The 21068-nt window shown below is 68.1% G+C and carries 18 protein-coding genes; 9 read left to right on the forward strand and 9 right to left on the reverse strand.

Features of this window, described 5'->3' with window-relative positions; translation table 11 throughout:
- The 5 genes from AAC997_RS18125 to AAC997_RS18145 form a co-directional block, all read left to right on the forward strand.
- A partial coding sequence (locus AAC997_RS18125; protein ID WP_340647105.1) for a DUF2497 domain-containing protein occupies window positions 1-253 on the forward strand: 253 nt, incomplete at its 5' end.
- 142 nt (window positions 254-395) lie between these two features.
- Window positions 396-3059: a valine--tRNA ligase gene (locus tag AAC997_RS18130; protein ID WP_340647106.1), complete on the forward strand. Its 2664-nt coding sequence runs from the start codon at window positions 396-398 to the stop codon at window positions 3057-3059.
- 63 nt (window positions 3060-3122) lie between these two features.
- Window positions 3123-4010, forward strand: a complete 888-nt coding sequence (locus AAC997_RS18135; RefSeq protein ID WP_340647107.1) for a glycerophosphodiester phosphodiesterase family protein — start codon at window positions 3123-3125, stop codon at window positions 4008-4010.
- 99 nt (window positions 4011-4109) lie between these two features.
- Entirely contained in the window at window positions 4110-5870 is a 1761-nt protein-coding gene (locus tag AAC997_RS18140; RefSeq protein WP_340647108.1) for a class I adenylate-forming enzyme family protein, read from the forward strand.
- Between the two features lies 1 nt (window position 5871).
- Window positions 5872-6648, forward strand: coding sequence for a TlyA family RNA methyltransferase (locus tag AAC997_RS18145; protein ID WP_340647109.1), 777 nt, complete (start codon window positions 5872-5874; stop codon window positions 6646-6648).
- On the opposite strand, the gene AAC997_RS18150 is transcribed toward AAC997_RS18145, so the two are convergent.
- Both AAC997_RS18150 and AAC997_RS18155 read right to left on the reverse strand, forming a co-directional pair.
- A complete protein-coding gene (locus AAC997_RS18150) occupies window positions 6645-7286 on the reverse strand; it encodes a glycine zipper 2TM domain-containing protein (protein ID WP_340647110.1) in 642 nt (213 codons plus the stop codon). The two genes, AAC997_RS18145 and AAC997_RS18150, sit on opposite strands and share 4 nt — an antisense overlap.
- Window positions 7287-7331: 45 nt before the next feature.
- The gene (locus AAC997_RS18155; RefSeq protein WP_340647111.1) at window positions 7332-7760 is read right to left on the reverse strand and encodes a glycine zipper 2TM domain-containing protein; all 429 of its coding nucleotides are present in this window, start codon (window positions 7758-7760) and stop codon (window positions 7332-7334) included.
- A 169-nt stretch (window positions 7761-7929) separates the two neighbouring features.
- On the opposite strand from AAC997_RS18155, the gene AAC997_RS18160 reads away from it, so the two are divergent.
- Window positions 7930-9210, forward strand: a complete 1281-nt coding sequence (locus AAC997_RS18160) for a class I SAM-dependent RNA methyltransferase (RefSeq protein ID WP_340647112.1) — start codon at window positions 7930-7932, stop codon at window positions 9208-9210.
- Here the strand turns inward: AAC997_RS18160 and AAC997_RS18165 are convergent.
- From AAC997_RS18165 to AAC997_RS18180, 4 genes are all read right to left on the reverse strand, one after another.
- A complete protein-coding gene (locus AAC997_RS18165) occupies window positions 9200-11431 on the reverse strand; it encodes an ATP-binding protein (protein ID WP_340647113.1) in 2232 nt (743 codons plus the stop codon). The two genes, AAC997_RS18160 and AAC997_RS18165, sit on opposite strands and share 11 nt — an antisense overlap.
- Window positions 11432-11502: 71 nt before the next feature.
- Window positions 11503-12591: a PA0069 family radical SAM protein gene (locus tag AAC997_RS18170; RefSeq protein ID WP_340647114.1), complete on the reverse strand. Its 1089-nt coding sequence runs from the start codon at window positions 12589-12591 to the stop codon at window positions 11503-11505.
- A 38-nt stretch (window positions 12592-12629) separates the two neighbouring features.
- Window positions 12630-12965 carry a metalloregulator ArsR/SmtB family transcription factor gene (locus tag AAC997_RS18175; protein ID WP_340647115.1) on the reverse strand — a complete coding sequence of 112 codons (336 nt, stop codon included), beginning with the start codon at window positions 12963-12965 and terminating at the stop codon, window positions 12630-12632.
- Window positions 12965-13597 (reverse strand): SRPBCC family protein, encoded by a 633-nt coding sequence (locus tag AAC997_RS18180; RefSeq protein ID WP_340647116.1) that lies wholly within the window; start codon window positions 13595-13597, stop codon window positions 12965-12967. Before AAC997_RS18180 ends, AAC997_RS18175 begins: the two co-directional genes overlap by 1 nt.
- Window positions 13598-13728: 131 nt before the next feature.
- Here AAC997_RS18180 and AAC997_RS18185 point away from each other — a divergent pair, with 131 nt between their 5' ends.
- Complete coding sequence (locus tag AAC997_RS18185) at window positions 13729-14187, forward strand: glycosyltransferase (RefSeq protein ID WP_340647117.1); 459 nt, start codon at window positions 13729-13731, stop codon at window positions 14185-14187.
- Here the strand turns inward: AAC997_RS18185 and AAC997_RS18190 are convergent, their stop codons facing one another.
- The 3 genes from AAC997_RS18190 to AAC997_RS18200 all read right to left on the reverse strand — a co-directional run bounded on the left by AAC997_RS18190 (window position 14188) and on the right by AAC997_RS18200 (window position 17489).
- Window positions 14188-14781, reverse strand: coding sequence for a hypothetical protein (locus tag AAC997_RS18190; protein WP_340647118.1), 594 nt, complete (start codon window positions 14779-14781; stop codon window positions 14188-14190).
- Window positions 14782-14868: 87 nt separating this feature from the next.
- Window positions 14869-16554 (reverse strand): lytic transglycosylase domain-containing protein, encoded by a 1686-nt coding sequence (locus tag AAC997_RS18195; RefSeq protein ID WP_340647119.1) that lies wholly within the window; start codon window positions 16552-16554, stop codon window positions 14869-14871.
- Between the two features lie 119 nt (window positions 16555-16673).
- Window positions 16674-17489 (reverse strand): uracil-DNA glycosylase, encoded by an 816-nt coding sequence (locus AAC997_RS18200; protein ID WP_340647120.1) that lies wholly within the window; start codon window positions 17487-17489, stop codon window positions 16674-16676.
- Window positions 17490-17632: 143 nt separating this feature from the next.
- On the opposite strand from AAC997_RS18200, the gene AAC997_RS18205 reads away from it, so the two are divergent.
- The gene (locus tag AAC997_RS18205) at window positions 17633-19306 is read left to right on the forward strand and encodes an electron transfer flavoprotein-ubiquinone oxidoreductase (RefSeq protein ID WP_340647121.1); all 1674 of its coding nucleotides are present in this window, start codon (window positions 17633-17635) and stop codon (window positions 19304-19306) included.
- Between the two features lie 66 nt (window positions 19307-19372).
- The gene (locus AAC997_RS18210; protein ID WP_340647122.1) at window positions 19373-21064 is read left to right on the forward strand and encodes a tetratricopeptide repeat protein; all 1692 of its coding nucleotides are present in this window, start codon (window positions 19373-19375) and stop codon (window positions 21062-21064) included.
- Window positions 21065-21068 lie beyond the last annotated feature (4 nt).

The following is a 21068-nucleotide window of genomic DNA, read 5'->3' on the forward strand; positions in this document are numbered from 1 at the left end:
GGCCGACGACGCGCCGGACGTGGCCCCTGGCGCCGGCCTGGTGGGCGATCCCGCCGCCGCCGCCGCCGCCGCCGCCTTCGGATCGCTGTCCTCGCAGATCCTGATGCCGCGCGATGGCCGCACCCTGGAAGACGTGGTTCGCGAACTGCTGCGCCCGCTGCTCAAGCAGTGGCTCGACGACAATCTGCCGCGCATCGTTCAGGACACCGTCCAGTCGGAAGTCGAGCGCATCGCGCGTGGCGGCCGCGCCTAAACTCTACGGAAGTTGACGGCCGGGCCTGCCCGGCGGTCCGTGATCCCGGAGGCGTATCGCCGCCCCCGGGATAAGGTTTGTCGGGCGCGGTGCGTCGTGGATTTGCGGCAGGCGCCGCGCCCGTATATGCACCGCAACCAGCATGCTTGAAAAAACCTTCGATCCGAAAACCGCCGAACCCCGCCTCTATGCGAAGTGGGAGAGCTCCGGCGCGTTCGCGCCGATTTCCGACCCGGCCGCCGAGCCTTTTTCCATCGTTATCCCGCCGCCCAACGTGACGGGCTCGCTGCACATCGGGCATGCGCTGAACAACACTCTGCAAGACGTGCTGATCCGCTTTGAGCGAATGCGTGGCATGGCGGCCCTGTGGCTGCCCGGCACCGACCACGCGGGCATCGCCACGCAGATGGTGGTGGAGCGGCAACTCGCCGCCGCCGGCAACCAGAGCCGCCGCGACATGGGCCGCGAGGATTTCATCGCCAAGGTCTGGGAATGGAAGGCCGAGAGCGGCGGGACCATCACCAACCAGCTGCGCCGCCTGGGCTCTTCCTGCGACTGGAGCCGTGAGCGCTTCACCCTCGACGAGGGCCTGTCGGCCGCCGTGCGCAAGGTGTTCGTCACCCTGCACAAGCAGAAGCTGATCTATCGCGACAAGCGCCTGGTGAACTGGGACCCGCAGTTCCAGAGCGCCATCTCCGACATCGAGGTCGAACAGCGCGAGGTCGACGGCGCCTACTACCACTTCGCCTATCCGCTGGAAGACGGGTCGGGCGAGATCGTCGTGGCCACCACGCGGCCGGAGACCATGCTGGGTGACACCGCGGTGGCGGTGAACGGCAAGGATGAACGCTACAAGCATCTGATCGGCCGCGCCGTGCGCCTGCCCATCGTCAACCGGCCGGTCCCGATCATCGCCGACGACTATGCCGACCCGGAAAAGGGCTCTGGCGCGGTGAAGATCACCCCGGCCCACGACTTCAACGACTATCAGGTGGGCAAGCGCAACAACCTGCCGCTGATCAACATCTTCGATCCCCAGGCGCGGATCAACGAGAACGCGCCCAAGGAATACCAAGGCCTGGACCGCTTCGCCGCCCGCAAGAAGGTGGTGGCCGAATTCGAGGCGCTGGGCCTGCTGCGTGAGATCGAGAAGACCCGCCACGCCGTCCCGCACGGCGACCGCTCAGGCGTGGTCATCGAGCCCTACCTGACCGACCAGTGGTACGTCGACGCCAAGACCCTGGCCGGCCCCGCCATCGCGGCGGTGGAGGCGGGCGAGACCGTCCTGGAGCCGAAGAATTGGGAAAAGACCTACTTCGAGTGGATGCGCAACATCGAGCCTTGGTGCGTTTCGCGTCAGCTCTGGTGGGGTCACCGCATCCCGGCCTGGTACGGCCCGGACGGCAAGATCTTCGTCGAGGAGACCGAGGAGGCCGCCAAGGCCGCCGCCCGCGAATTCTATGGTCACGATGAACCGTTGCGCCAGGACGAGGACGTGCTGGACACCTGGTTCTCTTCGGCGCTGTGGCCGTTCTCCACCCTGGGCTGGCCGGAGGAGACCGCTGACCTGGCGCGCTTCTACCCCACCAACACCCTGGTGACCGGTTTCGACATCATCTTCTACTGGGTCGCCCGGATGATGATGATGGGCATCCACTTCACCGGGCAGGTTCCGTTCAAGCGGGTGTTCTTCAACGCGCTGGTCCGCGACGCGTCGGGCGCCAAGATGTCCAAGTCCAAGGGCAACGTCATGGACCCGCTGGACCTAGTGGACCAGTACGGCGCCGACCCGCTGCGGTTCACCCTGACCGCGATGTCGGGGCAGGGACGCGATATCAAGCTCTCGACTCAACGCATTGAGGGCTATCGGAATTTCGGCACCAAGCTGTGGAACGCGGCGAACTTCTGCCAGTTCAACGGCTGCGTCCGCGCGCAGGGCTTCGACCCGGCGGCGGTGACCAACCCGCTGAACCGCTGGATCGTCGGCGAGACCCAGAAGACCGCTGAGATCGTCACCGAGGCCATCGCTTCCTGCGGCTTCGACGGCGCAGCCAATGCGCTCTACCGGTTCATCTGGAACACCTATTGCGACTGGTACGTCGAGCTCTCCAAGCCGCTGCTGAAGGGCGAGGACGAGGCCGCCAAGGCAGAGACCCAGGCCACCGCCGCCTGGGCCCTGGATGTGATCCTGAAGTTGCTGCATCCGATCATGCCGTTCCTCACTGAGGAGCTTTGGACGCAAACCGCCGACCTCGGCGCACCGCGCTCCGAAGGCCAGCTGATCACCGCGGCCTGGCCCGAACTGCCCGCCAGTTTGCTGGACCCGAAGTCGGAAGCCGAGATCGGGCTGATCGTCGCGGCCATTACCGAAGGCCGGTCGGTCCGGGCCGAACTGAACGTGCCCGGCTCGGCGCGTCCGCCGCTTCTGGTGCTTGAGGCCACCGACGCCCAGCGCGCGGTTCTGGAGGCCAATGGCCCGATTGTGGCGCAACTGCTGCGGGCTTCGGAGGTGCAGATCGCGTTGTCCGCGCCGCAGGGGGCCATCCCCTTCGTGGTCCAGGGCGTCACCTTGGCCCTGCCGGTGGCCGAGTTCATCGACCTGGCCGTCGAGAAGGTCCGCCTGGCCAAGGAGATCGCCACCCACGCCAGCGACATCGCCCACGTGATGAAGAAGCTCGGCAATCCGGCATTCGTCGCCAACGCCAAGGAGGAGGTGGTCGAGGAAAACCGCGAACGCCTCGCGGAGTCCGAGGCCGCCAAGGTCAAGCTCGAGAGCGCCTTGGCGCGGCTGGAGGCGGTGGTCTGACTGGCCGTCGTCGGGCCGACTCCTTGGCCGGCTAGGCTTAGGAACCTATAGAAGGAGCGGCCCATGTCCTCGCCCCAGATCATCGCCGGCGCCTGCGGCTACGGCGTCTGGCCGGCCAATTCCATCGAGGGGATGTGGGGCTGCAACGCCGCGCCGGTGGACGGCGTCGAGATTGACGTCCACCTCACCGCCGATGGCCATGTGGTGGCCCACCATGACTATGCGATCGCCGCCGACCACAGCCGGCTGAACGGGGCCTTCCTCGAGGCGTCCGGGCCGCTCCTGCGCGAGACGACCCTGGCCGACCTCAAGGCCTATGACCTGGGCCGGCCGAAGCCCGGCTCGTCCTACGCCCGGCGCTATCCGGACCGTCCGGGAGTGGATGGGCTGTTCATGCCGACCCTGCCAGAACTGCTTGCAGCGCTCGAGCTGGCGCCCGGTCCGCGCCGGAAGCTGTTCGTCGAGATCAAGACCGACCCGGACGAATACCGGGAGTCCGCCGATCCCGTGGCCCTGCTGGACGCCGTGTTGCGGGACCTGGCCGCCGCCGAATGGACGGCCGACAGCAAGATCATCGCCTTCGACTGGTCGGTCCTGCGCGACCTCGCGACCAAGGCGCCCGAGCTGGAGACCGCGCACTTGACGGTGCCAGACGCCATGAAGCCCAAGGTCAAGCTGCTGGCCAATGGTGACTCGCCCTGGGTCGATGGCTGCGACGCGCGCCAGTTCGGCGGCTCGGAGCTGCGTGCGATCCAGGCTCATGGCGGTCGTGAGTGGTCGCCGCATATCTCCGACATTACTCCCGAGCGGGTGGAGGAGGCCAAGGCGCTCGGCCTGGCTGTCGGGGTCTGGGGCGTGGCGACAGCGGCGGAAATCGCGACCCTGTCGGACCTTGGCGTCGAGGCCCTCACGGTGTCGGGACCCGCCTGGAGTCGAGCCTCGCAGGCGTGACGACGTTCTCCCAACGGGTGTTTGCGTCCGCCCCTAGGTTATGCTTGTTCACCCAGGACGACGCGGAGGATCAAGCCGCGCATTTAGTGGAGAAAGCTCATGACCCAGGATGCGACCCCGGCCGGCTGGCCTGCCATGTCCATCGCCCAGACCAACGCCATCCTTTCCGCGCCCGGCGCGGGCACGGAGGTCGAGGAAGTGGTCATCCGGGGCGTCAAGACCAAGACCTGGAAGAACCTGCCTCCCACGATCCGTTCGGTGGTCGAGGCCGGCCGCGCCCATGGCGAGAGGGTGTTCCTGGTCTACGAGGACGAGCGGGTCACCTACGAGGCCTTCTATCGCGCGGTGGCGAAGTTCGCCCTCGAGCTCCAGGACCAGGGCCTGAAGAAAGGCGACCGGGTCGCCATCATCATGCGTAACCTGCCGGAGTGGCCGGTGGCCTTCTACGCCGCGGCCTCGCTGGGGGCGATTGTCACCCCGCTGAACGCCTGGTGGACCGGACCCGAGCTGGAATACGGCCTCACCGACTCTGGGACCAAGATCGCCATTCTCGACACCGGCAGCTATGGCCGCCTGGCTGAGCACCTGCCCAACTGTCCCGATCTGCAGCGCATCTATGTCAGCCGCGAGATCGACGAGATCGCCCATCCGCTGGTGACCAAGCTGGAGACCGTGATCGGTGGGGCCAACGATTGGGCCCAGCTGCCCGACCAGCCGATCCCGCAGGTCGACATCGACACCGACGACGACGCCACCATCTTCTACACCTCCGGCACCACCGGTAAGCCGAAGGGGGCGCTCGCCACCCAGCGCGCGGTCAATTCCAACATCATGGCCGGCGCCGCCTCCGGCGCCCGCGCCTTCCTGCGTCGCGGCGAAGCTCCCCCTGCGCCGGATCCGGACGCGCCGCAGCGGTCCTCGCTGATCTCGGTGCCGTTCTTCCACGCCACCGGTTGCTTCGCCGTGCTGAACCCGTCGCTGATCGGCGGCGCCAAGCTGGTGATGATGCACAAGTGGGACGTGATCCGCGCCTTCGAGCTGATCGAGCGCGAGAAGATCCAGTCGGCGGGCGGCGTGCCCACCATCGCCTGGCAGCTGATAGAGCACCCTCTGCGGGAGAAGTACGACCTGTCGTCCCTGGAGAGCGTGGCCTATGGCGGCGCCCCCTCGGCGCCGGAACTGGTGCGCAAGATCAAGGAGACCTTCCCCAAGTCGGCGGCCGGCAACGGCTGGGGCATGACCGAGACCTGCGCCACCGTCACCACCCACGGGGCCGAGGACTACGCCAACCGGCCCGACAGCTGCGGCCCGGCCGTGCCGGTCAGCGAGCTGCAGATCCGCGATCCCGCCGACGGTGTCACGGTGCTGCCGCCCAACGCCGTGGGCGAGCTCTGGGCCAATGGCCCGCAGATCGTGAAGGGCTACTGGAACAAGCCCGAGGCCACCGCCCAGACCTTCGTCGACGGCTGGGTGCGCACCGGCGATCTGGCGCGGGTGGACGAGGAGGGCTTCTGCTTCATCATCGACCGGGCCAAGGACATGCTGATCCGTGGCGGCGAGAACATTTACTGCATCGAGGTCGAGAACGTCCTCTATGACCACCCCGCCGTGATGGACGCCGCCGTCGTCGGCATCGTTCACCGGACGCTGGGCGAGGAACCCGGCGCGGTGGTCACCCTCAAGCCGGGCGCCAGCGCCACCGAAGCCGAGCTGCGCGCCCACGTGGCCGAGCACCTCGCGGCCTTCAAGGTGCCGGTGAAAGTGAAGTTCTGGCACGAGACCCTGCCGCGCAACGCCAACGGCAAGATCCTCAAGAACGAGCTGAAGAAGCTGTTCGAAGAGGACGCGGCGACGGCCTGACTTGACCAAGCTCCGCGCCGATCTGCTGCTGGTGGCGCGCGGCCTCGCCGAAAGCCGCGCCAAGGCCCAGGCGGCCATCGCGGCGGGCGGGGTCACGGCGGATGGGCGGGCGGTGGCCAAGGCCTCCGAACTCCTGGACGAGGCCTGCGATCTGCGGGCGCAGGCGGCCCACCCCTATGTGGGGCGCGGCGCGTTGAAGCTGGTCCACGCCCTGGAGCTTTGGCCCGTGGCGGTCGAGGACCGTGTGGTGCTGGACGTCGGCGCCTCCACAGGCGGGTTCACCGAGGTCTGCCTGGAACGCGGCGCGGCGGGTGTCTACGCGGTCGACGTTGGGCGGGGGCAACTTCACCCCAAGCTCGCCGGCGATCCCCGTGTCACGGTCCTGGAGGGCGTGGACGCCCGCACCCTGACCGCCGAGCTGATTTCCAACCCACCGCAACTGGTGGTCTGCGACGCCAGCTTCATCGGCCTGGCCAAGGTGCTGCCCGCCGCGCTCAGCCTCGCCGCGCCGGACGCCGACCTGATCGCCCTGGTGAAGCCGCAGTTCGAGGTGGGGCCGGACCTGGTGGGGAAGGGCGGTATCGTCCGCGACGCCCAGGCCCGCGCTCGCGCGCTCGCCGACGTCGCCAGCTTCCTGACCGCCTCGGGCTGGCTCGTGCTGGACACCGCCGACAGCCCGATCCAGGGCGGCGACGGCAATTGCGAATACCTGCTGCACGCACGAAAAAACCGCCCGGCGCAACCGGGCGGCTTGGTCGATCTGAACCTCAGGTCCTAGTCGACGACCTGATAGCGGCCCTGGTTGTCGCGACAGACGCGCACGAAGCGCTTCTGGACCTGGCCGTCGGGCAGGTAGATCGGGCTTTCGGCCAGGGTGCAGCCGTCAGAGCCGACGTTGTTGCGGGTCGAGACGCTGTAGCTGTTCCCGCGGCGGTCATAGGCCCGCTGGTCGTAATAGTTCGACTGGCCATAGTCGTAGGTGCGGTCAGCGTAGCCGTTGTCATACCCGGTGCCGTAGTAGCCGCCGCCGTTCGAGCCGCCGTAGTAGCCGTTGGAGCCGTACTGGCTGTTCCCGTAGTAGCTGGACTGTCGGCCCGGGGCGCAGGCTGCGGAATCCTTACCGATCTTGGAGCCGGCCACCGCGCCCACCAGGCCGCCGAGCACCGCGCCCTCGGTCCGCGCATTGCGGGCCGCGACGTTGGAGCCGATGGCGGCGCCGGCGAGCGCGCCGATCAGGCCGCCCGTGGTCCCACGATTGGAGGACGACCGGCGGCAGGGATCATAATAGCCGCCGTCATTGCCGCCGCCGTAGTAGCCCGATTGAGCCGAGGCGAAGCTCGGGATCGCGGCGGCGGCGCCGAGCGCCATGAGGCCGGCGCAGCCGGCCAGGGCGGATTTGGCGAAGATCTTGGTCATGGGAATTCTCCCCCTCGGGAAATCAGGTGAATGGGTCAGGCGCTCTTACGAGCGCCCGCTCGGCCGCCAGACACCATCGCGTCCACGGCAAACTTCGAAACTGTGATTGCGGCCGCCATAGTACTCGCTGACCCACTGGCAGTTGTTGCGGCTGTAGGACGACTGGGAGACCCGGTTCGGATAGCCCTTGCAGTTGATACGGTTGCGGCCGACCTGGTTGCCGGCGGCGGCGCCGACCACGCCGCCGAGCACGGCGCCTTCCGTCTTGGCCCCCTTGCCGGCGACCTGCGAGCCGAGGACCGCGCCCAGGACGCCGCCCACCACCGCGCCCTTGTGTCCGGAGTCCCGGCGCGCGTCGCGGCAGATGTCGCCCGAGCCATACGAGCGGGTGGATTGGGCCGCGGCGAACTGCGGAACCGCAAGGCTGGTGGCGAGAACGGCGGCGGCGGCGGCGATAGCGAACGTACGCTTCATGGTCTTAATCCTTCGCAGGCTCCGGCGACGCCAAGGCGCCGCTTTCGGAGATGAGGTTTGACGGATCGAACCTGAACGGGTCTTGAACAGAACCACAGACCGTTCTTCCCGACCCTAGGTGCGCATGGTGAAGCTACCATCCGTCCCCAAACCGTAAATGATCCCGCCCATGCGAAGTTCCAACCGCCGTCCCGAGCCCCCCAAGCCGTCGGGGCCGCCTGTGGAGGTGATCATCGTATCCATCGGCGGCGAAGGCGACGGCGTGGCGTCGGGGCCGATCTATGTCCCCTTCACCCTGCCGGGGGAGACGGTGCGGGCGACGGGGGGCGGCGAGCGTCGGGACCTGGACGCGGTGCTGGTCGCCAGCGACGAGCGCGTCGCGCCGCCCTGTCCGCACTTCGGGGTCTGCGGGGGCTGCGCCCTGCAGCACTGGGAGCACACGGCCTATCTCGCCTGGAAGGTGGAGCGGCTGCGCAAGACGCTCGCCCTGCAACACATCGAGACCGAGATTCTGGCGCCGTTCGCCGCGCCGCCCGCCTCGCGTCGCCGCCTGGCGCTGCACGCCCGTCCGGGCAAGCGCGGCGAGGCCCGTCTGGGTTACAAGACGCGCAAGTCCTGGGACGTCATCGACATCAGCGTCTGCCCCATCGCCGATCCGAAGTTGCAGGCCGCCCTGCCGGCCCTGCGCCGCCTGGCCGCGCCGCTGCTGAAGCATCCCAAGTCGGCGCCGACCCTGCACGTCACCCTGACCGACGAAGGCCTCGACATCGACATCACCGGTGTCGAGCGCAAGAGCGGCGGCCTCAGCGCCGACGCCCGCATGCAGCTGGGCGAGATCGCCTCGGAGGTCGGCTTCGCCCGGGTGACCATGGACGGCGAGGTGCAGTATGGCGCGCGCCAGCCCCTGGTCCGCGTGGGACCCGCCGTCGTCGCCTTGCCGGCCGGGGCCTTCCTGCAGGCCGTCCCCGCCGCCGAGGCGGCCATGGCCGCCTTCGCGGTGGCGCAGGTGGCCGGCGCCGAGCGGATCGCCGACCTCTATTGCGGGGTGGGGACCTTCACCTTCCGGCTGGCCGAGATCGCCCCGGTCTATGCCGCCGACGGCCATGCGCCAGCCATCCGGGCCCTCACCTCCGCCATCGCCACCGCGCCGGGCCTCAAGGGGATCACCGCCGAGACCCGTGACCTGGCGCGGCGTCCGGTGCTGGCCGTGGAACTGAAGAAGACCGACACGGTGCTGTTTGACCCGCCGCGCGCCGGGGCCCTGGAACAGACCGCGGAGATCGCGGCCTCCAAGGTGGCCAAGGTGATCGGTGTGTCCTGCAATCCGGCCACCTTCGCCCGTGATGCGCGGGTGCTGATCGACGCGGGGTTCAGCCTGGACCGCGTTCTGCCGGTGGATCAGTTCCTGTGGTCGCCCCATGTGGAGCTGGTGGGCGTCTTCACGCGCTGAGGCGGGCGTCGGGCTCGGCCACTGGGGTCAGGGCGGCCTCGATCGCCTCCATCAGCACGCGGGCGTTGATGGGCTTGGCGACGAAGCCGACCATGCCGGCGGCCAGATATTCGTCGATCTGATGGCGCATGACGTTGGCGGTCAGCGCGATGATCGGCACCGGCGGCGCCGACCTCGCCAACTCGCGCTGACGGATCTCGGCGGTGGCTTCCAGGCCGTTGAGCTCCGGCATCTGGATGTCCATCAGGATCAGATCAAAGGCCTGCGCCGCGCTGGCTTCCACAGCCTCGCGCCCATCGCCGACGATTTCGAGCTCGATGTCGAGGGGTTCCAGCAAGGCGCGCAGGATCAGCTGATTGGTAGGATTGTCCTCGGCCGCGAGAATCCGCAGCGTCTGGCTCGGAGCCTCGACCGGAATCGGGGCGGCGTTCGTGGCGGGCGAGGTCGCCGCGGGGGCCAGGGGCAGGGTGAAGCGGAAGGCCGATCCCTCTCCGGGCGTGCTCTCGACGGCGAGCTCGCCGCCCATCAGCTCGGTCAGCTCGCGGCAGATGGTCAGGCCCAGGCCGGTGCCGCCGTAGCGGCGGGTGGTGGAGGTATCGGCCTGGGCGAACTGTTCGAAGATGACCTTCAGCTTGTCGGCGGGGATGCCAATGCCGGTGTCTCGGACCTCGAAGGTCAGGCCCTCGGGCGCCGGCGTGACCAGCACCTCGATGGCGCCCTGGCTGGTGAACTTCAGGGCGTTGGACACCAGATTGGCCAGGACCTGACGCAGCTTGCCGCCGTCGCCGTTCCAGACCCCCTGCGCCCCGGGGGCGATCTCGATACGGAAGGCCAGGTCTTTCTGGGCGGCCAGCGGCGCGTGGGCGGCCGCTGACTGCGTGACGATATCGTTCAGGTCGAAGGGGTAGGACTCCAGCTCCAGCTTGCCCGCCTCGATCTTCGACAGGTCCAGGATGTTGTTGAGCAGGACCAGCAGGGCCTGGCCGGCCTCACCGATCACTTCCAATCGCTTGCGCTGTTCAGGCTCAAGGGGGCCGCGGTCCATGACCTGGGCCATGCCCAGGACCCCATTCAGGGGGGTGCGGATCTCGTGGCTCATATTGGCCAGAAAATCGCTCTTGGCCTGGCTGGCGTCCTCGGCGAGCCGGCGGGCCGCGGCTTCGCGCTGTGAGAGTTCCTGCTGCTCGGTGATGTCGGTCAGCACGACCACAAAGCCGCCGCCGCGGTTCATCTGCATCCGGCCCTGATAGCAGCGTCCGTCCGGCGTGATCAGCTCATGGGTCTGAGTCCCCGCGCGGCCGCGATGGCGCTTCTCCGCCCGCGCGACGTCCCGACCCTTGCTCAGAATTTCGCCCATCGGCAGGCCCTGTCGGGCCACGATTCCGTAGGTCTTCAAGAAGGCGGCGTACCTCTGACTCCAGAAGGTCAGTCGCCCGTCGGCGTCGAAGGCGGCGATGGCGGCCGGCGCGCTGTCGAGGGCCGAGCGCAGGCTCGACAGATTGCGGGCGACGCGGTCGCTGATCAGCATGGCCACGCCGGCCGTCAGGATCAAACCGGCCAGGGCGCCGATCACCAGGGCCAGGTCGCGGCCGCCCTGCAGCCCCTCGGCGACGACCCTGTCGACGGGGACAAGGGTCACTGCCGCCATGGCCGTGAAGTGCAGGCCGGCGATGGCGACCACCATGGCCACCACGGCGGCGGCCTTCCGGCCCAGCTCGGCGCCGCCAACGGCCAGCACGAGGGCGGCGGGCGCGGCGGTGACGCTGATGGCGATGGCGGCCACAACCATGACCGGGTCCCACTGCAGATCGGCGGCGAGCCGCATGGCCGAGACGCCGATGAAGTGCATGGAGGATATCGAAGCGCCGCACAGGGCGCCGCCCAGAGCCCGGCCCTTGGGCGTGTCGCTCATCGCGGCCACGGCCGCGCCGGCGCCGATTCCGCAGACCGCCACCAGATAGGAGAGGGCTGTCAGGTTCAGTCCGAACCGCACGACCATGTCCTGGTGGTAGGCCAACATGGCCAGGAAGTGGGTCGCCCAGACGCCCGAACCCAGCAGCAAGGCCACCATGATGAGCCAGGCCGCGCGCAGGCCGCCTTCTGTCGAGGCGGCGCGCTGGTAGGCGTTGAGACTGGCCGTCACGGCCACCACGCAGATCACCACGGCCCAGGCCACAAGTCGCGGGTCGTGCTGCTGCAGGCATGAAATGAGCGCGAACATGCCTATTCCGTAGCTGGGGTATTACTAGCGCGCGGTTAAGCTTCCCGCGGAATTGACGATTGGTCGCAGTCTCAGGCGAACAGATCGCCTTGATCGCCTGCCTTGGCGGGAACCTTGAAGTCATCGAGATTCAAGCCGTCGAAGGCGAAATCCAGCCCGTAGCGCTTGCGGGCGGCCTGGAAGCGCACCCGCATCAGGTCGGCCAGCGGCCCCTGGCCCTTCATTCGGGTTCCCCAGTCGGAGTCGTAGTCCTTGCCGCCGCGCATTTGGCGAACCAGCGACATCACGCGGCTGGCGCGATCCGGGTGATCGCTCGCCAACCATTCTCGGAACAGGTCCTTGATCTCCAGGGGCAGGCGTAGCGCGACGTAGCCCGCGCCCCGCGCGCCGACCTGGCTCGCCCGCTCCAGCACCGCCTCCATCTCATGGTCGTTAAGGCCGGGAATGGCCGGCGCGAACATGACGATCACCGGCACGCCGGCGTCGGCCAGTCCCTTGATGGCGGCGATCCGTTTCTCCGGCGTGGCGGCGCGGGGCTCCATGCTGCGGGCAAGCCTGCGGTCCAGGGTGGTGACCGAGATCGCCACCCGCACGAGGTTGGCCTGCGCCAAGGGCGCCAGCAGGTCGAGGTCGCGAAGGATCAGGGCCGACTTGGTGATGATCGAGAACGGGTGCTGGAAGCGGGCCATCACCTCGATGAGCCCTCGGGTGATACGCAGGGTGCGTTCCTGCGGCTGGTAGGGATCGGTGTTGCCGCCGATATGGATGGCGATGGGCTGATAGCGCGGCCTGGAAAGCTCGGCCTCCAGCAGGCCCGCGGCGTCTGGCTTGAAGAACAGCTTGCTCTCGAAATCCAGGCCAGGCGACAGGCCCATATAGGCGTGGGCGGGGCGGGCGTAGCAGTAGATGCAGCCGTGCTCGCAGCCACGATAGGGATTGATCGAGCGGCTGAAACCGACGTCCGGGCTGGTGTTCTTGGAGATGATCACCCGCGCCTTCTCCGGCGTCAGGGTGGTCTTCAGCTTCACCGGTTCGACGTCGTCCGGCGTCCATCCGTCGTCGAACGCCTCGCGGGCCTGGGACTCGAAGCGACCGGATGCATTGGTCCGCGCGCCGCGGCCCCTCGGGCCGGGGTGGACCTGCTGAGTGAAGGTGGACATGTCCACATCCAAGGGCAGGAATGAGAACAAAGCAAGAACTAGCCGGTGTTTCTTCGCGCTTTCTTGCCCCGCGCCACCTCCGTCGCCAAGGCCTCCAGCTTCGGAATCCAGAACGCCCGGAAGCCACCGAGCCAGGCGTCGACCTCCTGCAGGGGGGCGGTGTCCAGGGCGTAGAGGCGGCGTGGGCCCTGAATCCGGACGGTGGCGAACCCTGAGTCCCGCAGCACCTTCAGGTGCTGGGAGACCGCCGATTGGGTGATCCCGAACTCGGCCTGCACCGCCGACACCACATCGCCGGAACTGTGCTCGGCCTGCGCCAGCAGTTCCAGGATGCGGCGGCGCACCGGATCGCCCAGGACGTCGAAGGCGTGCATCACCCCTGGCCTGTATAGAAGGCGACGGTGCGGGCGGCTGAGGCGCGGGCTGTTTCGGGGTCCTCGCCGGACGCTGCGTGAGCCTCGCCCCAGGCGGTTCCGCTGGCGGTCATCATGGCCTTGCTGTCGGCGGAGGCGGACCAGGCGGCGAAGGCCTCGGGATCAACCGCCGCGCCGCTCTCCAGGTGCAGGGCCAGACCCATCAGGGAAAGCTCCCAGCCGACGCCGACGGCGCCAGGGCCGTACTTGGCCCAGTGGTCCTCGTCTACATATGCGATGTGTTCCAGTTCGAGCTGGGCGCCGTCGCCGGCCTCGGTGAGGGCGACATTGACCCAGGTGACCTGGCCGCCGAACTCCCAGGTCAGGGACAGCCGCCGCGGCGGTTCGCAGGCGGTGATGGTCCCGCCGGCATTGCCCTGGAGCTGATAGCGACCGCCCAGCTCCAGGTCTCCGGTGACGGGCAGGAACCAGCGGGGGATACGCTCGGGGCTGGTGATGGCCTCCCACAGGTCGTCCACCGTGGTGTCATAGGTCCGGGTGGCGATCACCGCGCGGGCGGGCTTTCCGTCCTGTTCGCGCACGGCGACTTCACGGATGACGGCGCCGATCATGGCGGGGACATCGATGTTCATCACGGGCTCCTTCTCAATGGCCCATCATAGTAGTTATAGCTTATATAAGGCAAGGCTGAATTAATAGCCGTGCGGCACGGGCGGGGGGAGGGCGCCTTGACCATCGCGGCCGACACATCGCTTGTGGCGCCATGCTCAGCGTGATCATCCCGACCTTCAATTCCTCCGCCGACCTGCAGGACCTGCTGCCGATCCTGGTGCCAGCGGCGGTGGACGGGTTGGTGCGCGAGGTGATGGCGGCCGACGAGGGCTCCACCGACCCCACCCTGATGATCTGCGACGATGCCGGGGTTGAGGTGATCACCGACGGCATCGCCTCGGCCATGAAGCGGGCCAGGCAGGACTGGATCCTGGTGCTCCCGGCCGACATCCGCCTGACCCACGACTGGGCCGACCGGGTGGCGCGTGGGATCAAGCAGGGGCGCTCGGCGGGGCTGAAGGGGCAGACCGAAGGCGGGTCGATCATGGACCGGTTGAAACCCGGCCCGTGGGGCCTGCTGGTGCGCAAGAGCGAGCTTGGCAATCTGCGCCCCGACGCCGATCTCGTGGGTCTGCGCCGCCAGTTCGGGCGGCTGGCCACTCTGAAATAGCTAGCGCGCCGCCCAGAGCGTGTCGGCGGCGGCCTGCAGGTCGCCGGTGACCCCGCGACGGCCCAACGAGAGGCCGTCCAGGTCCACCTCGGCCTTGCGCAGCGTTCGGGAATGCAGGCTGTAGCCAACCTGGTAGATGGCCCGGTCGGTCTTGGTCTGGCCGTCCTCGATGAAGACCGTGAGCACGCCCACCGGCACGCGGCCTTCCTTGGACTTGGCCTTGCGCAGGCCGTCCTCGATCCAGCTGACTTCCAGGCGCGGGTTGCCCGTGGTCTCGACGCTGGGGCCGCGAATCTCCCTGGGGAACCAGATGGTCTGGGTCTGGATCACCTGTTCGGGGCGCAGGGTGGAGAGGCGGATGCGGTCGCCCGAGCCTTCCGGCGCGCCGGTCATCAAGAAGGCCTGCTTCATGGCGTTGGCCCGAGCCTCGACCTGACGCTCGCGGGCGGCCAGAGCCTTCTCGCGCGACTCCTGGGTGCGTTCGCGGTGGCTGTCCCAATAGCCGAGCACCGCCACCACGACGGCCACGACGGCGACGATCTCGGCCAGGGTCAGGAAACGCAGGGGCAGACGTTTACGGGGTTTGTCGCTCAATCTGGCCTCCGTGCCCGGGTGCGTCGTGGCCTGCCACTTCAAGCCTCTCAGACAGAGCTAGTCGCAGATTGAGGACGAAGCGAGGCCTTAGCCGCGCTTGCCGTCCTTGGCCTTCTTGCCGGCCTTTGCCGGGCCCCTGGTCTCGTCGTCGGCCACCACCACCTTGGGCGCAGGCAGGGGCGCGTCCCAGCGGACGTCGATGTACTTCTGGCCCGTGGCCAGGGCGTCGAGGGTCCGCGACTCCTGGCCGAACTTCTTCTGGTAGGTCCAGTAGGCGGCCATGACACGTTCGACGTAGTTGCGGGTCTCCGGCGCCGGCATGCACTCGATGACCATCAGGCTCTCGTCGTCGTCGCCCAGCATCATCGCGGTCTTCTGCAGGGTGCCGGGACCGCCGTTATAGGCCGCGACCGTGCGCAGGATGTCGTAGCCGACCCCTTCACCCATCAGCCAGCCGAGGTAGTCCTGGCCGACCTTCAGGTTGAAGCCGGGGTCGAACAGCGGGCTCATGTCGTCGCGCAGGCGCTTGTCGCCGGTGGCGTGGGCCGCGGCGTCCGGCATCAACTGCATCAGGCCCACGGCGCCGGCAGGGGAGACGACCCCCGGATTGAAGCGGCTCTCCTGGCGCACGATGGCGTAGACCAGGGCCTTGCTGACCTTGAAGCCCTCGCGGGGGTTCAGGTTCGGGGTCGGGTAGTCCGGCTCGCCGCGGCGGCGCTTGGGGCCGGCGGCGATCATGTCCTCCGCGAGGCCCTCGTTGATCACAGCGGCCAGCTTCACCCAGCGGGCGCGGTCGTCTGGCGTGCGGGCGAGCGCCAGGCCGGCGCGCAGTTCCTGCGCGGCTTCCGGCACGCGCCCGATCTGGGCCAGGGCCGCGGCGCGATGGGCGCGGCCGTCGTCGCGCATCATCCGGGTGACCTCCGCCATGGAGCCGCCATAGGAGGTCTTCAGGACGTTGCGGGCGCGGGGTTGATAGGGCTGAGCCTCCGACATGGGGGTGGCCGGGCCAAGACCGCGCAAGGCCACCTGTCGCTCAGCGATCATGCCGTAGAAGGTGTGGGGCGATCCGGCGGCCTGGCGCAGATAGATCTCCGCCCGATCCGTGGCCCCACGCGCCTCGGCGGCGCGGGCGGCCCAATAGGCGGCCCCGGCCCGGACCCAGATGTCTTCCTCGGTGTCCTGGACCAGCTTGGAAAGTTCCGCCTCGGCCTGGTCGTAGCGGCGCAGGCGATAGGCGGCCATGCCGGCGATCCAGCGTTCACCCACGGCGCGGGCGAGGTCGAGCGCACGCTTGGAGTCACCGGAATAGAAGGCTTCCCGGGCCAGCCGCGCGTTGTCGGCGTCGAAGGGGCCGCCGGAACCCGGGGCTACTAGCTCGATCTGGCTCCAGTCGGTTCCGATCAGGCCGGGCACGGTCGGCGGGGCCAGTTCAGGGCTCTTTCGCTTGCTGGCCAGGCTGTAGATGCGCTCGGCCACCGGCAGGTCGGCATAGCGCGAGAGCCAGCCGGACAGTTCGTCGAAGTTCGACTTGTGCGCCGTCGGGTGCATCAGGCCGCGATAGGTGATGTAGCCGGAGAGCGAGGGGTCGCTGATTTCGATCGACTGCATCGTGGCGTCGATGAAGTCGCCGCGATCGACGGATTCGAAGGCCCGCATATAGGCTTGAGCGTCAGCTGGCGTCAGGACTTGCGGGCTGCCGGCCAGCGCCTTCCCCGCGATCGTGGCGCAGATCAGGGCCAGGGCCGCGATCCGCACGCGCTTCGTCTGCGTCATGCCCAATTTCACGCCGCCGCATCTTGGCTGGTCTGGCGTGACCCTATTTCTCAATGACCTGGGACGTTTAGAGCCCTTATTGATGAAGAGAAAGTGCGTTCGCGCCGCAGGGGGCGCCGTTAAGGACGTTCGGGTCGATTGAGGCGCTCGGTGAGTGTCAGTAGGTCGCTCCATGCCTTCTTCTTTGCCGCCGGTTGCCGCAGCAGGAAGGCCGGGTGGAGGGTGGGCATGGCCGGCAGCTCGATCGCGCCGTCCGTCGACTTCCACTCGAACCAGCGTCCGCGCAAGGAGAGGATGCCTTCCTCCCGCTTCAGCATGGACTTCGACGAGGGTCCGCCCACCAGCAGCAGCATGCGGGGTTTCAGCAGTTCGATGGCGCGTTCGAGGAAGGGCGCGCAGACCATCTGCTCACCCGGCGAGGGATTGCGGTTGCCGGGCGGTCGCCAGAACACCGAGTTGGTGATGAACACCTGGTCGGTGAGGCCGGCGGCGGCGAACATCCTGTCCAGCAGCTGGCCGGCGCGGCCGACGAAGGGCTGGCCCTGGATATCCTCTTCCTGGCCCGGGCCCTCGCCGATCACCATCAGTGGGGCTGTGGTCGAGCCGCGATAGAAGACCGACTGGCGCGCCGCGCCCTCGAACTTCAGCGAGCAGCCGTCAAAGGCCTCAATCGCGACCTTCAGGGCCTCCAGATCCGGTGCGGCGGCGGCCATGCGCCTGGCGTCGGCCACGGCGGCGGTGACGTCGGGGCCCGCGGAGGGCGCGGCGCGGGCCGTGATCGGGGCGGCGACCGGCTTCTCCGGCAGGCGGATCGGGGCGATCTTGCCCGCCTCGATGCGGTCGAAGGGCTCGTCCAGCAGCATGGCGTCGACCCCGGCCTCGGCCCAGAAGGCGAGCAGGCTTTCGGCGGCGATGTCACGCGAGGCGGGGTTCATGCGTCCTTGTAATCGTTGTTGCGACGGAGTTCACCCTTGACCGGCGACCGACAAGCTTCCGATAAGTCGGCGAACGGATCAACGTCGCGCGGCGTAAGGGGAGGGGAACCCCCGACGCGCGGCCCAGAGGAGTTGAGGGGATCATGAGCGACGTCATCGAACGCGAGGCCATGGAATACGACGTGGTGATCGTCGGCGCCGGCCCCTCGGGCCTTTCGGCCGCGATCCGCCTGAAGCAAATGGCCGAGGCGGCGGGTGCGGAAATCACCGTTGCGGTTCTCGAAAAGGGCTCCGAGGTCGGCGCCCACATCCTGTCGGGCGCGGTCATCGATCCCAAGGGCATCTCCGAGCTCTTCCCGAACTGGAAGGAGCTGGGCGCGCCGCTGGAGACGCCGGTCACCGATGACCGCTGGCTGCTGCTGGGGCCGCAGGGCTCGCTGCAGCTTCCGACCTTCGCCATGCCGCCGCTGGTGCACAACCACGGAACCTACGTCGCCTCGCTCGGCAACGTCTGCCGCTGGCTGGCCCAGCAGGCCGAGGCGGCGGGCGTCGAGATCTATCCCGGCATGGCCGCCTCCGAAGCGGTGTTCGACGAGACCGGAGCGCTGAAAGGTGTCGTCGCCGGCGTGTTCGGCATCCAGAAGGACGGGAACCACGGGCCCGACTATCAGCCGGGCATCGAACTGCACGGCAAGTACGTCTTCATCGGGGAAGGCGTGCGCGGCTCGCTGTCCAAGCAGTTGCGCGCCAAGTTCGGCCTGGGCGAGGATGCGGACCCGGAGAAATACGGCATTGGCCTCAAGGAGCTGTGGCAGGTGCCAGATGAGGTCTTCCGCCCCGGTCTCGTGCAGCACGCGGCAGGCTGGCCGCTGGACGACAAGACCGGCGGCGGCGGCTTCCTCTACCACTTTGGCGACCACTACGTGGCGGTCGGCTACGTGGTGCACCTGAACTACAAGAACCCGTGGATTTCGCCGTTCGACGAATTCCAGCGCTACAAGACCCACCCCGACGTCGCCAAGCACCTTCAGGGCGGCAAGCGGATTTCCTATGGCGCGCGTGCGATCTCGGAGGGCGGGCTGCAGTCCGTGCCGCGGCTCTACTTCCCGGGAGGAGTGCTGCTCGGAGACTGCGCGGGCTTCGTCAATGTGCCCCGCATCAAGGGCAGCCACAACGCCATGAAGAGCGGCATGATGGCCGCCGAGGCGGCCTACGCCGCGCTTCAAGCCGGGCGTCAGCGCGACGACCTCGTGGCCTATGAGGAGGCCTACCAGAAGTCCTGGGTGCGCAAGGAGCTGAACCTCGTGCGCAACGCCAAGCCGATCCTGTCGAAGTTCGGCACGGGCCTGGGCGGGATGCTCAGCATGATCGACATGTGGTGCACCAGCCTGCTAGGCGGCTTCTCGATCTTCGGAACCATGCACCACGAGAAGAGCGACGCCGAGTCCACGGGCCTGGCCAAGGACTATAAGCCGATCGTCTATCCCAAGCCGGACGGTGTGTTCAGCTTCGACAAGCTCTCCAGCGTCTTCCTGTCGGCCACCAACCACGACGAGAACCAGCCGGCCCACCTGAAGCTGAAGGACGCGAGCGTCCCGATCGACGTCAATCTGCCCCGGTTCGGCGAGCCTGCTCGGCTCTACTGCCCGGCGGGCGTCTATGAGGTGCTCTACGACGAGGCCGGCCAGAACCCGAAGTTCCAGATCAACTTCCAGAACTGCGTTCACTGCAAAACCTGCGACATCAAGGATCCGTCGCAGAACATCAACTGGACCACGCCGCAGGGCGGAGACGGGCCGAACTACCCGAATATGTAGGGTGATTGGTCGCGCTGGCGGCGGCCAAGCTTGCGGCGCGGACGGAAAGCGTTGAGGTTCAAGCCTATGCGTAACCTGCTCGTCTGCGTCGCCCCGCTCGTCCTCCTGGCCGCCTGCGCCACTCAGCCGGCGGACGATCTCGCCAGCCTCCATGACCTGGGTGGCTCCTCCTACGGCCTGTTCCTGGCCGGGCAGGGCGCGTTGAACGACGGTCGCGGCGCCCAGGCGGCAGCCTATTTCGAGCAGGCCCAGGCCGGCGGCGCGGAAGACGACCTGATCGCCGAGCGCGCCTTCACCGCAGCGATTCTGGCCGGCGACATCACCAAGGCCGCGGCCCTCGCCCCCACCGGCGACGGATCTTCAGAGGCCGCCAAGCGACTGGGGCGTATGGTCCAGGCCGTGGAGGCCATGTCCACCAACCAGGGCAAGGTCGCCAAGGCCCTGCTGGTCCCCGAGCGGGTGGGGTTCCCGCACAAGGGCGCCGGGGCCCTGCTTGCCCCCTGGGCCTCGGCCATGAGCGGCGACGCTGAGGGCGCTGTGGTGCGGCCCGAACTGCGCAACGACAAGGTCGTCGAATATTTCGGCATGCTGGGGCAGGCCTATCTCTATGAGCGCGCCAAGCGCTACGACGAGGCCGAGACCGACTTCAAGGCGCTGACCGGCGGTGAAAATCCCGGCGACATGGTGATCCTGGCCTATGGCGGTTTCCTGGAACGGCGGGGCAAACGCCTCGACGCCGTGGCGATCTATGACAAGGGCCTGGCCGATGAGCCCTCCAACACCATCCTGCTGGCCGCCAAGGCCCGCGCCGCGGCCGGCAAGTCGCCCCCGCCCGCGCCCACTCTGCGCCAAGGCGCGGCCCAGGCTCTGATGGCGCCCGCCGCCTCGATGCTCGCCGCAAAGCAGGACCAGATCGGCCTGGTCTACCTGCGCCTGGCCCTGCGGCTTGACCCCAACCGCAACGAAGCCTGGTTGATGGCGGGAGGCCTGATGGAGGCCGCAGGCGATATCGACTCCGCCCGCGACGCCTATGCCAGGCCCAAGCCCGGCTCGCCCGAATATGCCGCCGCCCGCTCGAAGCTGGCCTGGAGTTTCCAGAACGCCAAGGATAGCGAGACGGCCTTGAAGATGGCCCGAGAGGCCGCCGCCTCCGGCGATCTCGACGCCAAGGTGACCCTGGCCGACATGCTGCGGGTCAACGAGCAGTTCGCGGAATCCACTCAGATTCTCACCGAAGTGATATCGGCCCGGCCGGGTGACTGGCGGCTGCTCTATGCGCGCGGCGTGTCCTATGACCGTTCCGGCCGCTGGCAGGACGGCGAGGCCGATCTGCGCGCCGCCCTCAAGATTCGTCCCGACGACAGCGAACTGCTGAACTATCTGGGTTACTCCTGGATCGATCGCGGCGAGCACCTGCCCGAGGCCCTGGCCATGGTGCAGCGGGCCGTCGCCTCCAATCCCAAGTCCGGCGCGATGATCGATAGCCTCGGCTGGGCCTATTTCCGCCTGGGCGACTTCAAGATGGCCGTCGAGAAACTCGAGGAAGCCATCGAGCTGGAGGCCGGCGATCCCGACATCAACAACCACCTGGGCGACGCCTACTGGCGTGTCGGCCGCCGAGACGAGGCGGAGTTCCAGTGGAAACGGGTTCTCACGCTCGACCCCGACGCCAAGATGAAGGACGAAGTGACCACCAAGCTGGCCTCGGGCCTTGGTCCCGCGGGACCGGCCCAGAGCCCCCGCGTCGCCGGGCAGTAGGCCG

Origin of the sequence: Phenylobacterium sp., from assembly GCF_037968635.1 — a bacterium.
Taxonomy (GTDB): Bacteria; Pseudomonadota; Alphaproteobacteria; order Caulobacterales; family Caulobacteraceae; genus Phenylobacterium.